The sequence below is a fragment of the Roseibium marinum genome (assembly GCF_002906165.1).
Classification (GTDB): domain Bacteria; phylum Pseudomonadota; class Alphaproteobacteria; order Rhizobiales; family Stappiaceae; genus Roseibium; species Roseibium marinum.
Genome location: NZ_PPCN01000005.1, coordinates 1 through 15,835, shown reverse-complemented (window position 1 = coordinate 15,835; position 15,835 = coordinate 1). Strand labels below are relative to the sequence as shown.

General features: G+C 63.3%; 13 protein-coding genes and 1 tRNA gene. 12 read left to right on the top strand and 2 right to left on the bottom strand.

Annotated features, from left to right (window positions below; translation table 11 throughout):
- The first annotated feature begins 1 nt into the window (after position 1).
- The 6 genes from CLV41_RS12795 to CLV41_RS12770 are packed head-to-tail and all read left to right on the top strand — an operon-like array spanning position 2 to position 8,989.
- Positions 2-1,570, top strand: a complete 1,569-nt coding sequence (locus CLV41_RS12795) for a GMC family oxidoreductase (protein WP_103222809.1) — start codon at positions 2-4, stop codon at positions 1,568-1,570.
- Entirely contained in the window at positions 1,567-2,949 is a 1,383-nt protein-coding gene (locus CLV41_RS12790) for an amidohydrolase family protein (RefSeq protein ID WP_103222808.1), read from the top strand. The genes CLV41_RS12795 and CLV41_RS12790 overlap by 4 nt, the downstream gene beginning before the upstream one ends.
- Positions 2,946-3,857, top strand: a complete 912-nt coding sequence (locus CLV41_RS12785; RefSeq protein WP_103222807.1) for an aromatic ring-hydroxylating oxygenase subunit alpha — start codon at positions 2,946-2,948, stop codon at positions 3,855-3,857. Before CLV41_RS12790 ends, CLV41_RS12785 begins: the two co-directional genes overlap by 4 nt.
- Complete coding sequence (locus CLV41_RS12780) at positions 3,835-6,972, top strand: molybdopterin cofactor-binding domain-containing protein (RefSeq protein ID WP_103222806.1); 3,138 nt, start codon at positions 3,835-3,837, stop codon at positions 6,970-6,972. The genes CLV41_RS12785 and CLV41_RS12780 overlap by 23 nt, the downstream gene beginning before the upstream one ends.
- The gene (locus CLV41_RS12775; RefSeq protein WP_170107183.1) at positions 6,969-7,478 is read left to right on the top strand and encodes a (2Fe-2S)-binding protein; all 510 of its coding nucleotides are present in this window, start codon (positions 6,969-6,971) and stop codon (positions 7,476-7,478) included. The genes CLV41_RS12780 and CLV41_RS12775 overlap by 4 nt, the downstream gene beginning before the upstream one ends.
- Positions 7,475-8,989: an aldehyde dehydrogenase family protein gene (locus CLV41_RS12770; RefSeq protein WP_103222804.1), complete on the top strand. Its 1,515-nt coding sequence runs from the start codon at positions 7,475-7,477 to the stop codon at positions 8,987-8,989. Before CLV41_RS12775 ends, CLV41_RS12770 begins: the two co-directional genes overlap by 4 nt.
- A 39-nt stretch (positions 8,990-9,028) precedes the next feature.
- Here the strand turns inward: CLV41_RS12770 and CLV41_RS12765 are convergent, their stop codons facing one another.
- Positions 9,029-9,517, bottom strand: coding sequence for a nucleoside deaminase (locus CLV41_RS12765; protein ID WP_103222803.1), 489 nt, complete (start codon positions 9,515-9,517; stop codon positions 9,029-9,031).
- Between the two features lie 404 nt (positions 9,518-9,921).
- Between CLV41_RS12765 and CLV41_RS12760 the strand changes: the two genes are divergently transcribed.
- The 6 genes from CLV41_RS12760 to CLV41_RS12735 all read left to right on the top strand — a co-directional run bounded on the left by CLV41_RS12760 (position 9,922) and on the right by CLV41_RS12735 (position 15,479).
- A complete protein-coding gene (locus tag CLV41_RS12760) occupies positions 9,922-10,920 on the top strand; it encodes an ABC transporter substrate-binding protein (RefSeq protein ID WP_103222802.1) in 999 nt (332 codons plus the stop codon).
- 5 nt (positions 10,921-10,925) lie between these two features.
- The gene (locus CLV41_RS12755) at positions 10,926-11,702 is read left to right on the top strand and encodes an ABC transporter ATP-binding protein (RefSeq protein WP_103222801.1); all 777 of its coding nucleotides are present in this window, start codon (positions 10,926-10,928) and stop codon (positions 11,700-11,702) included.
- Positions 11,653-12,495: an ABC transporter permease gene (locus CLV41_RS12750; protein WP_103222800.1), complete on the top strand. Its 843-nt coding sequence runs from the start codon at positions 11,653-11,655 to the stop codon at positions 12,493-12,495. The genes CLV41_RS12755 and CLV41_RS12750 overlap by 50 nt, the downstream gene beginning before the upstream one ends.
- 186 nt (positions 12,496-12,681) lie before the next feature.
- Positions 12,682-13,683, top strand: a complete 1,002-nt coding sequence (locus tag CLV41_RS12745; RefSeq protein WP_103222799.1) for an isopenicillin N synthase family dioxygenase — start codon at positions 12,682-12,684, stop codon at positions 13,681-13,683.
- A 73-nt stretch (positions 13,684-13,756) separates the two neighbouring features.
- The gene (locus CLV41_RS12740) at positions 13,757-14,740 is read left to right on the top strand and encodes an isopenicillin N synthase family dioxygenase (RefSeq protein ID WP_103222798.1); all 984 of its coding nucleotides are present in this window, start codon (positions 13,757-13,759) and stop codon (positions 14,738-14,740) included.
- Entirely contained in the window at positions 14,733-15,479 is a 747-nt protein-coding gene (locus CLV41_RS12735) for an alpha/beta fold hydrolase (RefSeq protein WP_103222797.1), read from the top strand. Before CLV41_RS12740 ends, CLV41_RS12735 begins: the two co-directional genes overlap by 8 nt.
- Positions 15,480-15,740: 261 nt before the next feature.
- Here CLV41_RS12735 and CLV41_RS12730 read toward each other — a convergent pair.
- Positions 15,741-15,817, bottom strand: a tRNA-Met gene (locus CLV41_RS12730).
- Positions 15,818-15,835 lie beyond the last annotated feature (18 nt).

The following is a 15,835-nucleotide window of genomic DNA, read 5'->3' as shown; positions in this document are numbered from 1 at the left end:
CATGCCAGCCGCCGTCAGCAGCATCCCGCGCAAATCGCTTGTGAAGGCCTACGACTATATCGTCGTCGGCTCCGGCTCCGGCGGCTGCCCGGTCGTGCACAGGCTGATCGAGGACACCGACGCGACCGTTCTGCTGATCGAGGCGGGCGAGCCCGGGATCGGCGTGCCCGGGATCGACGATCCGGCCGAATGGGTGGCGCTTGGCAAAAGCCGCTACGACTGGGGTTACGACTACGCCCCGGCGCCGCACGCGGACAACCGTGTCATCGGCATTCCGCGTGGCCGCGTGCTCGGCGGGTCGAGCGCGATCAACGCCCTCATGTGGTATCGCGGTCATCCCCTCGACTACGACGCCTGGGACGATGCCGGCGCGACCGGCTGGCGCTTCGATGACGTGCTGCCCTATTTCAAGCGCTGCGAGGACTGGGAAGGTGGCGAGACAGCGTTCCGTGGTGCTGGTGGCCCGCTCACGATCACCACCAGCAGGGATTTGCATCCGGTCGCCCGCGCTCTTATGGAAGGTGCCGGCGAGCTCGGCATGCCGGTCATCGGCGATCCGAATGGCGCAAACAACGAGGGCGCCGCCCCCTCCAATTTCAACATTTCCGGGGGCAAGCGCTGGAGCTCCGCAACCGGTTACCTCTTTCCGATCCTCGACAGCCCGCACCTGACGGTTCTGACCGGCTCGCTGACGATCGGCCTCGTCATCGAAAAGGGCCGCTGCATCGGCGTGCGGCATCTCGTCGACGGGGACATCGTCGAGACCCGCGCAACCGGTGAGGTCATCCTGGCCGCCGGCGCCATAGACACACCGCGCCTTTTGATGCTGTCGGGCATTGGCAAGGCGAACGATTTGAAAGCATTGGGCATTCCACCAGTACTGGACCTGCCCGGCGTCGGCCGGAACCTGCAGGATCATCCGCTGATCCAGGCCTGCGTCTTCCGCGCGAGCCGGCCGCTCGGAGCGAAGACCGACAATGGCGGCGGCACGATGCTGAACTGGAAATCCCGGCCCGATCTTGAGCAGCCCGACGTTCACGCCTTTCCCGTTCAGGGCAACAGCGCGGAGCCCGCTTTGCGCGAGACATACGACATGTCAGGCGAGGTCTTCGCCATCGGCTTCGGCCTGATGCGCTCGAAAAGCACCGGCTACATGAAGATGCTGACGAACGACCCGCGTGGTCCCCTGGAACTGCAGCCGAACTACCTCGCAGAAGCCTCGGACATGGAGGCACTTGTCTCCGCCTATCATACCATTGCGTCACTCGCCGGCACGAAAGCCTTTCGAGACCTGTCCGCAGGTCTGCTCGCACCGGACCGCCCGCTGGAAGGTTCCGATCTCAAGGCGTTCATCCGTCAGGGCTGCTCCACGTTCTTCCATACCTGCGGAACGGCCCGGATGGGCACCGACGATCTGGCCGTGACAGATCCGCGTCTCAAGGTGCGCGGCATCGAAGGACTGCGCATCTCCGATGCTTCCGTCATCCCGATCATCCCGACCTGCAACACGCACGCACCCGTCACCATGATCGGTGAACGCGCGGCAGATTTCCTGAAGGAGGACGCATGAGCGATCCCGACCTCATTCTGGCCGGCGGCCACCTCCTGACGATGGATCCCGGCAATACCGTTCTCGTCGACGGTGCCGTTGCCATCGCCGACGGCGAGATCCGCGCGGTCGGCACGCGCAAGGACTTGCTGGAACGCTATCCGGACACCCCGCTGAAGCACTTGCCCGACGCGGTGCTGATGCCCGGCCTTGTCAACGCCCACGCCCATTCCGGTTTCCTGCGCGGCACGGCCGAACATCTTCCGGTCTGGGACTGGCTGACGCTGCACATCAATCCGATGCACCGGATGCTTCAACCTCATGAAGCCAGGGCCGCGTCCAGGCTCTGCTACGCGGAATCCGTTCTTGGCGGCACCACCACCATCGTCGACATGTGGCGCTACATGGACGGCAGCGCCGAGGTCGCGGAAGCCATCGGCAACCGTCTTGTCGCCGTGCCCTATGTCGGCGAACATCCGGACTACAACTATTTCGACACGCTCGACATGAACGAGCAGCTGATCGAGACCTGGCACCGCAAGGCGAACGGCCGCGTGAACGTCTGGGTCGGGTTGGAACATCTCTTCTATGCCGACGATGCCGGAATGAAGCGCGCCGTCGACATGGCGAAAAATCACCGGACCGGCTTCCACACCCATTGCAGCGAAGCCGAAATCGAAGTCGCGGAATTCGAGACACGTTTCGGCAAGCGCCCGATGTACGTCCTGGAGGACTTCGGCTTCTTCGAAACCCCGCGTGCCATGATCGCGCATGCCGTCTGGCTGCAGCCCGACGAAATCGACCTGATCTCCGGATATCCGGTGTCGGTTGCGCACAATCCGGTTTCCAACATGAAGCTGGCAAGCGGCATCGCCCCGATTGCCGACATGCTGGAGGCGGGTGTCGCGGTCGGGCTCGGTACGGACGGCGAGAAGGAAAACAACAATTTCGACATGTTCGAGGAAATGAAGGTCGCCTCTCTCCTCGGCAAGCTGAAGGACCGGGACGCAGCTGCCATGGACAGCTGGAACGTCCTGCGCATGGCCACCATCGGCGGGGCCAGGGCCATCGGACTCGATCACGAGATCGGCTCTATCGAGCCAGGCAAGCGGGCGGATATCATCGCCGTACGCACGGACACGCCCCGCATGACGCCGCTGTTCGGCTCCGGACCCTGGTTCAACCTGCAGCACAATCTCGTTCATGCGGTGCGCGGCTCGGACGTCGCCATGACCATGATCGACGGTCAGATCGTCGTCGAGGACGGGCAGTTGCTGACCGGCGACCTGACCGAGATCCTCGATGAAATCCACACGGTGGCACCGCCGCTTTTCAAGCGCCGCGCGGCGTGGCTGGCCGAGAACAAGTCGGTGCAATGGGGCACGGAGGGCAAGGTATGACCAAGACGACGGACAAGGTGGCACTTGATCAGTGGTTCGCGGTGGAGACAGTCGCCGACATCGCCGATGCCCCCATCGTCACACGCCTGCTCGGACAGGATATCGAGATCACCAGGAACAACAACAGCGGCCTGCGCGTGCACGAGATCCTCGCTGGCGGGGCACGCGGCCCCGAGCTGCCGACCCGGGAAAAATACGGTTGCCTCTGGACGACGCTCGGCGAGCCGGAGCGCGACATCGTCGAGATCGCCGAAGCTTACGAGACCGGCCGGCGCTACGTGCCCTGCGGCTGGGTGAAAATGCGCGCCTCGGGGCTTCGCGTCGTCGAGAACTTTCTCGACATGGCGCATTTCCCCTTCGTCCATGCCGACATTCTCGGCTCCGAACCGCACACGGAAGTGCCGCAGTACAAGTCCGAGATCCGCCGTGACGTCGACGAGGTCTGGGCGACCAACTGTACCTTCTTCCAGCCGCAGATGACCGCGACGCGGCCCGGAGGGGAATTCACCCATCTTACCTATCGCGTGCCGTCGCCCTTCGTGGTCATGCTCTATCGCATCTGTCCGACACAGCCCGACCGTCTGGACGCCATTGCGCTGTTCATCCAGCCGATGGAGGAGGACCTCTGCCGCGCGACACCGGTCATGTACCTCCTCGACGACCAGGCCTCGCTCACCCAGTTGCGGCGTTTCGAGCAGGTCATCTTCCTGCAGGACCGCATCATCGTCGAGAACCAGCGCCCCCTGCTGATGCCACTGGAGCCCCGCGCGGAAATCCCGACGCGCGCCGACTCCTCTTCCGTCGCCTATCGCCGTTGGCTGAAGGAAAAGGGCCTGCGCTTCGGGACGACCATGGCAGCGAACGAGGGCAAAGAAGGCAAAGACGATGCGCATACTGAGACCCGATAGCCTTGGCCAGGCCGTCGCCCTTCTGGCGGAAGCAGGACCTGAGGCACGTCTTGCCGCCGGTTCGACGGCGCTTCAGGCGGAATGGTCGCTCGGCAAGCTGCGCCCCCCGGCCATTATCGACATTTCCCGTTTCAAGGAACTGACCGGCATCGACCAAACCGGCAGCGGACTGCGCATCGGCGCAAACGAGACACTGTCGGCGCTCATCGCGTCCGGCAATGTCTCGGACGTCTGTCCGCTTCTCATTGACGCCGCCCGCCGTGTCGGCGCGCCGTCGATCCGCCACCGCGCCACTCTGGGCGGCAACATAGGCTGGCGCATCGGCTGCCTGCTGCCGGCCCTTCTGGCCCTTGACGCCGAACTGGAGCTGCAAACGTCAGAAGGCGTGGGAACGCTCACCCTGGAAGACTGGCTTTCGGCCCCCTCCGAGACGTCGTTGATCACCGCGGTCCGCATTCCGCGCCAGAACCCCTGGGGCCATTACGGCTATCGCAAGATCGGCCTGCGCGCCGCCTTCACGCCGAGCGTGATCGCCGTGTCGGGCGCTATCATCACTGACGAGGGGACCATCTCGGCAGCGCGTGTCGCTGTCGGCGGCGGTCCGGTCGCGGCCACCCGTTTAGCTACGATCGAAAGAGAACTCGTCGGTCAGGACCTCGACAGGATCGACCAGGCCCTTCTCGGATCGATCATCACTGACGCGATCTCCGCGCCCGGCGATGCGTTTCGAACCGAAAGATACCGCAAACGCGCCGGAGCGAACGCACTTGTCAGCATCCTGTCCGGAGCAGCTTCCACGGAAGTCAGATCCGGTCGGACGATCCGCCCCGCTCCGGACAGCAACGAACCGGACGAGATCCGCCTGTCCCGTGAGCAAGGCGGCAACCGCTGGCACATTCGCCCGGACCTGCCGGCGAAAATCGCCGCCGAATTCCCCTATCTGACCGACGTCCGCCGTGCCGACATGCTGGTCGGAGCAACCTTGCGCCTCGATGATCCGCACGCCCGTATCCTGTCCATCGATACCGAAGCGGCCGACGCCCTGCCCGGGGTGAAGGCGGTCGTCACTCACAGGGATATCAGGGGCGAAAATTCCTTCGGCATCCTCTTTCCGGATCAACCGGCGCTTTGTTCCGACAAGGTCCGGTATCTCGGAGACCCTGTTGCAGCCGTCGCTGCCGTCGACCGCGAGACGGCGATCGAGGCCCTGTCCCTGATCAAGATCGAGTTCGAACGCCTGCCTCCGGTCGGCGATCCCCTGGCGGCCCTCGGCGATGGCGCGGAAGCCGTGCACGACACCGGCAATCTTGTGGATACCGTCCAGCTGGAGCGTGGGGATGTCGACGCGGCTTTCGCGAAGTCCGTCCATGTGATCGAGGACACCTATGTCACGCCGCGGCAGATGCACGGCTTCATGGAAACCGAGGGCGGCTACGCCGAGCCGACGGAAGACGGAGGACTGGCGGTATTTGCCGGCGGTCAATACGGCGTTCGCGACAGGAAACAGCTCTCACGCATTCTCGGCATGCCGGAAGAAAAAATCCGCGTCGTTACCAGCCCGACCGGCGGCGGTTTCGGCGGCAAGGACGAACTGACCGTTCAACCGGTGCTCGCACTTCTGGCCCTGAAAGCAAATGCGCCCGTCCGCATGCAGTGGACCCGTGCCGAATCCGTTCTCGCCGGCACCAAACGCAATCCGTTCCGCATTCGCATGCGCACCGCCTGCGATGCCGGCGGCATGTTGCTGGCGCAGGAGGTCGAGGTTATCGCGGACAGCGGTGCCTACGCCTCGCTCAGCCCCGGGGTTATGGAAACCGCCAGCGAACATGCCTGCGGCCCCTACATTACGCCGAACGTGAAGACGTTCAGCCGGCTTGCCTACACCAACAACGGCGCCTGTGGCGCTTTTCGCGGTTTCGGTGCCAACCAGATGACCTTCGCGGTCGAATGCCAGATGGATCGCCTGGCGGCCAAGTGCGGGCTCGATCCGGTCGAGATCCGCCGCCGCAACCTGCGCAAGCCAGGCATGCCCGGTTTCCTCGGACAGCCTGTCGCGCCCTCGGAACGCCTTGAGGAAATGCTGCAGGCCGCCGCTGCGAGCCCGATGTGGCAGGAGACCGGTGGCGCACGGCCCGGCGAAGTTCTCGGCACCGGCATGGCGCTGATCTACCAGGGCAACGGTCTCGGCACGATCCCCCATGATGAAGCGGCGACCCGGATCCTGCTGGCGGCCGATGGCCGGATTGAGGCCCATTTCGGTCTCGACGAGATGGGCCAGGGCCTCCTCCCCTCCATTCAGGCCGCTGTCGCCGACCGGCTCGGTTGTGCGCGGGAGGATATCCGTCCGGTCGTCGGCGATACCAGCGCAACACCGGATTCCGGCTCGACCACCGCGTCTCGCGGCGGCTACGTGGTCTGGAAGGGCACGGAGCTTATGGCACCTCCCTTCGAGGCCAAGCTGCTTGCAAGCGCCGGCAAGTTGCTTGATCGCGCTCCGGAAAGCCTCAGGATCACGGCTGGCGGCATCGCCGACGCGGCCACCAACAGCCGGTCTCCGCTCATTGGTTTCGCGGAGCTCGCCGCGAAAGTTCAGCCGGCCGAATCTCTCCGAGCGGAAGCGGATTTCGCGTTTCCGAAATCAGATTACACCGAGGGCAATGCCCGCTTCATATTCGCCTTCGGCGTGAACCTCGCCCACGTCGCGATCGACCGGGTATCGGGTGAAGTCCGGGTGCTCGATCTTGAACTGCATACGGCTGCCGGCCCGGTCATCGACCTGGCCGCCTATCTCGGCCAGATGGAAGGCGGTCTCGTTCAGGGCCTCGGTTTCGCGCTCACGGAGGACGTCCTGATCGAGGACGGACATTTCCTGACCACGAACTACGACAACTACTTCATGCCGACGGTCCGGGATGCGCCCGGCCGGATGACGAGCCATGCGCTGGAGGATCTCGATCCCGGAGATCCATTCGGCCCACGCGGCGCCGGCGAAATCGGTATCAACGCCGTGACGCCGGCGATCGCCAACGCCGTGGCCGACGCCCTCGGCCGATGGCCAACGATCACACCCTTCCGGCCGGAAGACATCCTCGACTACTGCGAGGCGGCGGAATGACCGAAATCCAGTCAGACAAACGGATTGCCTTGAAGTTCACGCTGAACGGCGAACCTGTCGAGACCGCCGCTCCGGCGGGTGCCTCCCTGACGCGCGTTCTGCGCGACACGCTGTATCGAACCGAAACCAAGATCGGCTGCGAGGCCGGACGCTGCGGTGCCTGCATGGTGCTGATGAACCGCAAGCCGATCAACTCGTGTCTCGTCATGGCCTGGCAGGTGGAAGGATCGGAGATCATCACCGGCAGCGGTCTGGAAGCGCTTGCCGTCACAGGAACCGTCCGCCAGGCCCTTGCGGAGGAATCCGCCTTTCAGTGCGGCTATTGCGCGCCCGGATTCGTCATCTCGCTGGTGGCGCTTCTGACGGAAAACCCGAAGGCCACGCGTGATGACCTCATGACCGCCCTTGAAGGCAACATATGCCGCTGCACCGGCTACCATTCGATCCTGCGCGGGGCGGAACTCGCCGCCACCCGCGTCGCGAACCAGGTTGAAACAAGAAGATGACCCTGAAGATCCCTGCCCGGCAGCCCGACACCGAAGGCGCACGAGATTTTCTCGCCGGCGGCCCGAAAAAGATCCTGATCGCCGGGGAATGGAAGGACGCATCCACCGGCGAGGTCTTCGCCACCTTTGATCCGGCGTCCGGTGCCTTGCTAACCGAGATTGCCAAGGGAACTGCCGCGGACGCCGACCAGGCGGTTGCCGCCGCCCGTGCGGCCCTTGCCGATCCTGCATGGTACGACATGAAGCCTTCCGCCCGCGGCAGGCTTCTGTGGAAGATCGCGGATCTGATCGAAGCCCATGCCGACGAACTGGCCGAACTGGAAACGCTCGACCAGGGCAAGTCCTGGGCGACCTCGCGTTTCGCGGAAATTCCGGCCTCGGCCGAACAGTTCCGTTATTACGCGGGCTTCGCCAACAAGATCCTCGGCCAGACCATCCCGACTTCCATCGGCTATCACCCCCCGGGCAAGAAGGTCTTCGCCTATACGACCCGGGAACCGGTCGGGGTCGTCGCCGCGATCACGCCCTGGAATTCCCCGCTTCTGATGGCGGCGATGAAGCTCGCTCCTGCCCTTTGCGCGGGGTGCACGGTTGTTCTGAAGCCTGCCGAGGAAACCTCCCTCACCGCGCTTCGTCTCGGGGAACTGCTGGTGGAGGCCGGCGTTCCACCGGGGGTCGTCAACATCGTCACCGGCTACGGCGACACGGTCGGTGCGCATCTGACAGCGCACAGCGATATCGACAAGGTTGCCTTCACCGGTTCGACCGAAGTCGGCCGCAGGATCGTCGGCGCGGCACAAGGCAACCTGAAGAAGCTGACCCTGGAGCTTGGCGGAAAGTCACCGGCCATCGTGATGCCGGACGCCGATTTTGATCTGGTGCTGCCGGGTGTGGTGCGAGGTATTTTCGCCAATTCCGGTCAGGTCTGCGTCGCCGGGTCCCGCGCCTATGTCCATTCCAGCATCCACGACGCCTTCGTCGAGGGCCTGACCAGGGAAGCCCGAAGGCTGCGCCTTGGCCACGGCCTTGACAGGGAGACGGATCTCGGGCCGCTGGTCTCGACCGCCCAGGCAGAGCGCGTCGCCGCCTTCGTGGACGAAGGCAGGGCGGATGGTGCCGGGATCGTAACCGGCGGCGAACGCTTCGGCGACGACAGCGCCTTCTTCTCCCCGACGGTCGTCACGGACGTGCGGCCGGACATGCGCATGATGCGCGAGGAGATTTTCGGACCCGTCATCGCGGTCACGCCCTTCGACGACGCGGAGGAAGCCCTCGCTTACGCGAACGATACCGACTACGGACTGGCCGCCAGCGTCTGGACACGGGACCTGTCCGGCGCGCACAGACTTGCCGCCGGCATCCGGGCGGGCACGGTCTGGATCAATTGCCACTCGTATTTCTCGCCGGAGCTGCCCAAGGGCGGACACAGGGAATCGGGCTGGGGCTACGAGAACGGCGCCCAGGGACTTGAAAACTATCTGGAAACGAAGACAGTCTGCGCGGTCATCTGACCGCGCCGTAACACGCCTGGCGCCGATCCGGGAACCGCGTCAGGATGCGACCCAGAACCCCTCGTGAACCACGGCGCTTTCCTCTGAAAGCAACGGCCCGACAACTTCGACCTTGCGCTGCCCGGCGCCGACGACGTCAAGGCACGGCAGATCCATGGTCAGGTTTTCCGGATCCGGACCGATCAGATCCTTGAGTGCCTTTTCGGACATGCCGTGAACGATACGGCCGACCCCTGTCCAATAGACCGACCCGGCGCACATCGCACAGGGTTCGGCGCTCGTGTACATGGTGCATCCGGAGAGGAAACCGGCATCGTACTTCAGCGACGCCTCGGTCATCAGGTTGCGCTCGGCATGTCCCGTACGGTCGCCCTTGGTGCCACAGGTGTTCATCGCCTCGAGCAGGATTTCGCCATTTTTGTCCGCAAGCAGGGCGCCGAAGGGATGGTCGCCGCGGTCCCGAGAAATTTTCGCCAGCTCGATGGTCCGGCGCAGCAGGTCAAGATCGCGGTCTTCGGTGATGGGCATCGGTCTGTTCTCCATGAAAGCTGCCTCTTCTGTTAAGAGCATCCCGAAAGCCGGGCAAGCCTTCAGTGGGCAAATTTAGAGCATTATCAAAACTTGCTTATTTTTTAATCGTTCTCAGGAAAACCTGCCCGCAAGCAAGGCAGCTCTCGGACGGGAAAAACGGATTATTGAACGATTTCAGCAGTCTCTTGGAATTGGCACGCCTTGTGCAAAGTAAAACGCGAGTAGAAGCGGCAGGACCTGAAGGTCCGGGACATTGCTCGGCGGAAATGGCTTACACCGGAGAAACGCCCATGCCGACTGCTCGACTATCCGCGAGATCGAACGCCAGAGGGAGGCTGCCCGACAGGTCGGCTTGTCAATCCGTGCGGATAACAAAATACAGACAGCGAGGACTTGCAAACATGGCTTTGAACAAACTGAAGGCGCTTGCCGCCGCAGCGATCGCCGCTGCCGGCACAGTTACGACGGCACAGGCGGCCGACACGGTTACCTTTCAGCTCGACTGGCTGCCGGGCGGCGACAAGGCGCCGGTCTATGTGTGCATCGAAAAGGGTTTCTGCGCGGAGGAAGGCATCGAGGTCAAGATCGAGCCGGGACGCGGCTCGTCAGAAGCGATCACCAAGCTGGCCACCGGCGTGTCCGACATCGGTTCCGCCGACATCGGCGCCCTGATGGCTGCCAAGGTCACTGAGGGCGTTCCGGTCACCGCCGTCATGTCCATCTTCAACAAGGGTCCGCATGCCTTTTTCGTTTTGAAGGACAGCGGCATCGAAAAGATCGAGGACATCAAGGGCAAGGAAGTCGCCACCTCCCCGTTCACCTCGTCCAACGTTTTCCTGCCTCTGGTGCTGGAGGATGTCGGCCTGAGCGAGGATGACATCAAGCTCACCAAGGCCGACCCTGGCGCCCTCGGCCCGATGCTGATGACCGGTTCCGCCGACGTCATCGTCGCGTGGATGACCAATGTCGCCATCTTCACCAATCAGGCAAGCCAAGCCGGCAAGGAAATCATGCCTTTCCCGTGGGACGCCGCCGGCCTCGAGCTTTATTCCGCATCTCTTCTGGCCTCGGACAAGTTCCTGGATGAACGCCCGGAAGTCGCGAAACGCTTCGTCAAGGCCTTCAAGAAGTCCCTCGAATACGTCAAGGAGAACCCGACGGCGTCCGCGGAAGCCATGGTTTCCCAGGTACCGGAGCTGACCGTTGCCGACGTCGAAGGCGCGATCATCGATACCATGGTGCTGGAATTCAACGACGTCAGCGACAAGGACGGTGTCGGCGTCCTGATGCCGGAACGCCTCTCCGCCACCTGGGATCGCGTTTCCGCCGCTCAGGGTCTCGACAAGGAGGCTTTGGATCTGGAAACGGTCGTCGACCGTTCGTTCCTGCCGGAGAACTGAGCGGGATGACGATACCGCCGGCAACAATCCGCTTTTCCGGTGTCGGGCAGGTCTTCAGGACCAGGACCGGCACCGTTGAGGCGCTGCGAAGTGTCGACATGTCCATCGACCGCCACGAATTCGTGGCGGTTCTTGGACCCTCGGGGTGCGGCAAGTCCACCCTGCTGCGCCTGACATCAGGACTGCTGAAACCGACCCGGGGTACGGTCGAGGTGTTCGGACTGGAGATCACCGAGCCGCGTGACGACATCGGGATCGTGTTCCAGCGGCCGACCCTGCTTCCCTGGGCATCCATCGAGGACAACGTCGTCTTTCCCGTCCGCCACAAGACCGGCAGGGTCACGACGCAGGACCGCGAAACCGCCCGCGCGCTTCTGGAGAAAGTCAGCCTGAAAGGCTTCGAAAACCGTCTGCCCGATGAGCTTTCCGGCGGCATGCAGCAGCGCGTCGGCATCGCCCGTGCGCTCTTCATGGATCCAGATATTCTCCTGATGGACGAGCCCTTTTCCGCTCTCGATGCCCTGACCCGGGAGGAGATGGGTTTCGAACTTCTGCGGATCTGGGAAGACCGGCCCAAGACGGTGATGTTCATCACCCACTCGATCGGCGAAGCGGTGCTCCTGGCCGACCGCGTGCTCGTCATGAGCGAACGTCCTGGCATCGTCGTCGAAAACCTGAAAATCGATCTCCCTCGTCCCCGAAACATGGAGACGAGCAACCACAAGTTGATGCATGACTATGTCGGACACCTCCGCAGTCTCCTCCTCAAGCGCGCCGCCTGAACCGGTCCCGCCAAGACCCTCGGTTCTGACGCGTGCGCTCGCCGCGCCGGGCCTGCTCCCGGCCGTGTCTTTCATCGCGATCGTGGCGATCTGGGAGATCTCCTGCCTCCTCTTCAACATTCCGTCCTATATTCTCCCCGCGCCCAGCCGCATCGCCGGTGGCTTCGACGCGATTCCTATCACCCGCTGGCTCGATCATGTCTGGGGAACGCTCAGGGTCGCCCTGATCGGCTATTTCGCATCCATCGCCATCGCGATTCCGATCGCGATCTCGCTGGCACGTTCCGAGCTCCTGTCCCGGGCCTTCTATCCGATGCTTGTCGTGGTGCAGTCCACGCCTGTCGTCGCCATCGCGCCGATCATCATCGTCGGACTGGGATCCGGAGATCTGCCGCGCGTGGTGATCACCTGCCTGATCACCTTCTTTCCGCTGGTTGTCTCGACGACCACAGGCCTGATGGCCACACCGCCCGAACTGATCGAACTGTCGCGCAGCCTGCGCGCGCCGGTCTGGCGCGAAATCACCCAGATCCGGCTCCCCTTCGCGATCCCCTACATCTTCTCGGCTCTGAAGATCTCGGTGACGCTTTCCGTGATCGGGGCCGTCGTTGCCGAATTCGTCGCAGCCGACAAGGGACTGGGTTACCTCATCCAGTTCTCGACCTCGATGTTCAAGATCCAGCAGGCCTGGGCCGGGCTCGTCGTTCTCGTCCTGATGTCCCTCGTCCTGTTCCAGGCCGTCGTTGCGGTGCAGCGGATCTGGTTCCCCTGGAGCCTGCCGAAGGAAAAATGACACGTCCTGCGGCTGCCATCCGGCCGCCGGACCCTGAATAAAAGCGAAAGGAGAGCGCCCGGGTCAGCCGCCCGGAGGGACGCCCGTCCCGAAAAAGGGAGTAGAAGCAGTCAGCGCCACCCGGCGTCGGTCATTGCTCCTTCAAGATCGCGGCTTACCGCCGCATTCAAGAATTGGAGATCCACAATGGAAACGACAGCATCAAACCAGAACTATTCTCTTGAAGAACTGAACAAGGAAACGACCTTCGGAGGCATGGGCCGTGAAAAGGCCCGCGAGGTTCCGCAAATCGACCTCTCCGACTTCACCAGCCGCAAGGCGGAGATCGCCGATCAGCTCTGGAAGGCCTCGACCGATATCGGCTTCTTCCAGTTGATCAATCACGGCATTCCCCAGGCGCAGATCGACGAAGCCTTCGAATACACCGAGAAGTTCTTCAATCTGCCCATGGATGTGAAGGCCAGGTATCCGCTCGAGAAAGGCACCAATTCCGGCTGGGAATACAAGGCACAGGTGCGCCCTTCGACCGGCACCGCCGACAACAAGGAATCCTATCAGATCACGCTTCCGCGCATGGCCAGCCTGTGGCCGACCGGAGCCCAGGCCCCAGGTTTCAAGGCCGTGATGCTCGCGTTCGAACGCGCCAACTGGGCACTCGGCATGAAAGTTCTGTCCTGCTTCGCCATGAAGCTGGGCTTCGACGAGGACTTCTTCACCGAAGCCCATGATCCGTTGTCGCCGCAATACCAGAGCACGTTGCGCCTGATCCACTATCTGCCGATGGCCGACGCCAAACCGGAGGACTTCACCGGATGGCGCGCCGGCGCGCATACCGACTTCGACTGCCTGACGCTTCTGCACCAGCGCCCCGGCCAGGGAGGCCTGCAGCTCTGCCCGGGCAAGGAGGCCACCGGCGGTGAGCTGGAATGGACGGATGTGCCGCCGCTTCCCGGCGTCGTCACCTGCAACATCGGCGACATGCTGATGCGCTGGAGCGACGACCAGCTCCAGTCGACCCTGCACCGGGTGCGCATGCCGCGCCAGGACGAATATCTCGGTCCGCGCTATTCGCTGCCGTTTTTCTGCCAGGCCAACAGGGATGCCATCATTCAGGGGCCGGGCAGGAAATACGAGCCGATCAGCGCCAAGGACTATCTGTGGCAGCGTGTCACCGCGAACGCGCTGTAGGCCCGGACCCGATAGCGGCGGCCCGCTCGCGGTCCGCCGCCCCTTCCTTTTCCCCTTCTGCCAGGAGTTGGCGATGAACACTTCCCTCGATGCCACACGCGTTGCCGGCGATGCCTTGCCGATTGTCGACATTTCGGATCTTTGCGCGTCCGACCCTGAAACACGCAGGGCTGTCGGCGCGAAGCTGCGCGCAGCCTGTATCGACAAGGGCTTCTTCTATTGCGCCGGTCATGGCATTCCCCAGGGCCTGATCGACGCGGTGTTCGAGGAGACAAAACGCTTCTTCGATCAGCCGGAGGAGGCCAAGCTGGCGATCGAAAAATCCAGGGTGTCCAGATGCAACCGCGGCTACGAGGTTCTCGGCGGCCAGGTTCTGGAGTCCGGCGCGCCGCCGGACCGCAAGGAAGGCTATTACATCGGCCTCGAACTACCGGAGGACGACTCCCGGGTCGTGGCCGGACGGTTCAATCGCGGCCCCAATGTCTGGCCGTCCGATCTGCCCGGTTTCGAACCGGTGATGGCCGCCTATTTCGAAGCGATGCGGCGTCTTTCGGAGAGGCTCATGAAGGGCATAGCGCTGTCGCTCGATCTGGAGGAAAGCTATTTCGACACGTTCAGGCGCGATCCCGTCGCCACCCTTCGCCTGCTGCATTATCCGCCCCAGCGGGACGATGCGGAGCCGAACGAAAAGGGTGCAGGAGCCCATACCGATTGGGGTGCCCTCACCCTTCTCCTTCAGGACGGCGTCGGAGGGCTGCAGGTCCTCGACAAGAACACCGGCGGGTGGCTCCATGCCGATCCGGTGCCGGGGACTTTCGTCGTCAACCTCGGCGATGCGCTCGCCCACTGGACCAACGACATGTACAAGTCCACATTGCACCGTGTCGTCAACGCATCCGGCCGCGAGCGCTATTCCGTTCCGTACTTCTACGATGGGGACGCCGACTACGAAGTCACCTGCATCCCGACCTGCCTGAAAGCGGGCGAGAAGCCGAAATACGCGCCGATCACCGTCGAAGGCCACCTCATGAACATGTACCGTCGATCCTATGGCTGATCCGGTCGTCCTGATCCACGGCGCCTGGCAGGGAAGCTGGGCCTGGGCACATCTGGTTCCTCATCTCGAGGCGGAAGGACTGGAGGTCCACGCGGTCGATCTGCCTGGCAGCGGACCGGAAACGGCCTCCGCCGGCGACATCACGCTGGAGACGGTTCTCGACCATCTCGACGACGTCTTGTGGAACATCGGACGGCCCGTCTCGCTGGTCGGCCACTCCGGTGGCGGAATTGTCGCCTCGGCCGCCGGCGAGCGGTTCCGCGACCGGGTCACCCGTATCGCCTATGTCGCCGGCATGATGCTGCCGTCCGGCATGACTTTCGGAGATCTCCAGACGGAGCTTCAGGGCCGGAAAGGCTTTTCACAGGGCATCAGCGACCGCATTGTCTACAGCGATGACCGCCTGAGCAGCACGGTTCCGATCGAAGAGGCGGCAGCGATCTTCTTCAACGACTGTCCACGTGATGTCGCGATGGCAGCAGCCGGCAAACTCACGCCGCAAGCGGAAGGCGCACGCGCGATCCTGCCGATCCTCACCCCCGAGCGTTTCGGAACCCTGCCCCGGCTCTATGTCGAGGCGACAGATGATCGCTCTGTGGTGCTGCTGGCGCAGCGTCGCATGCAGGACCTTGTGCCCGGCGCCACAATCAGGTCTCTGCCGACCGGCCACGCGCCTCAACTGAGCGCCCCCGAATTGCTTTCGAGGGCCCTGGCCCCGTTTCTTCTCGGCAGGAAGTGACCTGTCTATCAACCATGTTCGCCCGCCCTGACCGGCGCCGAGGACCAACGCCGCTCCTGCCCGCACCGGTCAGGTTCAGGGCGTGGATCTGTACCCAATCGAACTCAAAAAGGTCGCACGATGATCTCACAGACGCTTGCCGCGCTCTGAAACGTTCCGGAAGCGACGCAGGTCATCCGATCCAGGCCTCACTCCTTGATGTGCTTTAAAACACAAAAAGCCCCGCCGTTTTACGGTCGGGGCTTTTTGTTGGATTTGATTTGGTTGCGGGAGCAGGATTTGAACCTGCGACCTTCAGGTTATGAGCCTGACGAGCTACCGGACTGCTCCATCCCGCGGTATAGGTCGTTTGTGTT

What these genes read in the sequence shown, in the direction of transcription:
- CLV41_RS12780 (WP_103222806.1), top strand. Translation starts at nt 3,835, where the DNA reads ATGCGCATACTGAGACCCGATAGCCTTGGCCAGGCCGTCGCCCTTCTG.
- CLV41_RS12795 (WP_103222809.1), top strand. Translation starts at nt 2, where the DNA reads ATGCCAGCCGCCGTCAGCAGCATCCCGCGCAAATCGCTTGTGAAGGCC.
- CLV41_RS12785 (WP_103222807.1), top strand. Translation starts at nt 2,946, where the DNA reads ATGACCAAGACGACGGACAAGGTGGCACTTGATCAGTGGTTCGCGGTG.
- CLV41_RS12765 (WP_103222803.1), bottom strand. Translation starts at nt 9,517, where the DNA reads ATGCCCATCACCGAAGACCGCGATCTTGACCTGCTGCGCCGGACCATC.
- CLV41_RS12745 (WP_103222799.1), top strand. Translation starts at nt 12,682, where the DNA reads ATGGAAACGACAGCATCAAACCAGAACTATTCTCTTGAAGAACTGAAC.
- CLV41_RS12740 (WP_103222798.1), top strand. Translation starts at nt 13,757, where the DNA reads ATGAACACTTCCCTCGATGCCACACGCGTTGCCGGCGATGCCTTGCCG.
- CLV41_RS12755 (WP_103222801.1), top strand. Translation starts at nt 10,926, where the DNA reads ATGACGATACCGCCGGCAACAATCCGCTTTTCCGGTGTCGGGCAGGTC.
- CLV41_RS12770 (WP_103222804.1), top strand. Translation starts at nt 7,475, where the DNA reads ATGACCCTGAAGATCCCTGCCCGGCAGCCCGACACCGAAGGCGCACGA.
- CLV41_RS12790 (WP_103222808.1), top strand. Translation starts at nt 1,567, where the DNA reads ATGAGCGATCCCGACCTCATTCTGGCCGGCGGCCACCTCCTGACGATG.
- CLV41_RS12760 (WP_103222802.1), top strand. Translation starts at nt 9,922, where the DNA reads ATGGCTTTGAACAAACTGAAGGCGCTTGCCGCCGCAGCGATCGCCGCT.
- CLV41_RS12775 (WP_170107183.1), top strand. Translation starts at nt 6,969, where the DNA reads ATGACCGAAATCCAGTCAGACAAACGGATTGCCTTGAAGTTCACGCTG.
- CLV41_RS12735 (WP_103222797.1), top strand. Translation starts at nt 14,733, where the DNA reads ATGGCTGATCCGGTCGTCCTGATCCACGGCGCCTGGCAGGGAAGCTGG.
- CLV41_RS12750 (WP_103222800.1), top strand. Translation starts at nt 11,653, where the DNA reads ATGACTATGTCGGACACCTCCGCAGTCTCCTCCTCAAGCGCGCCGCCT.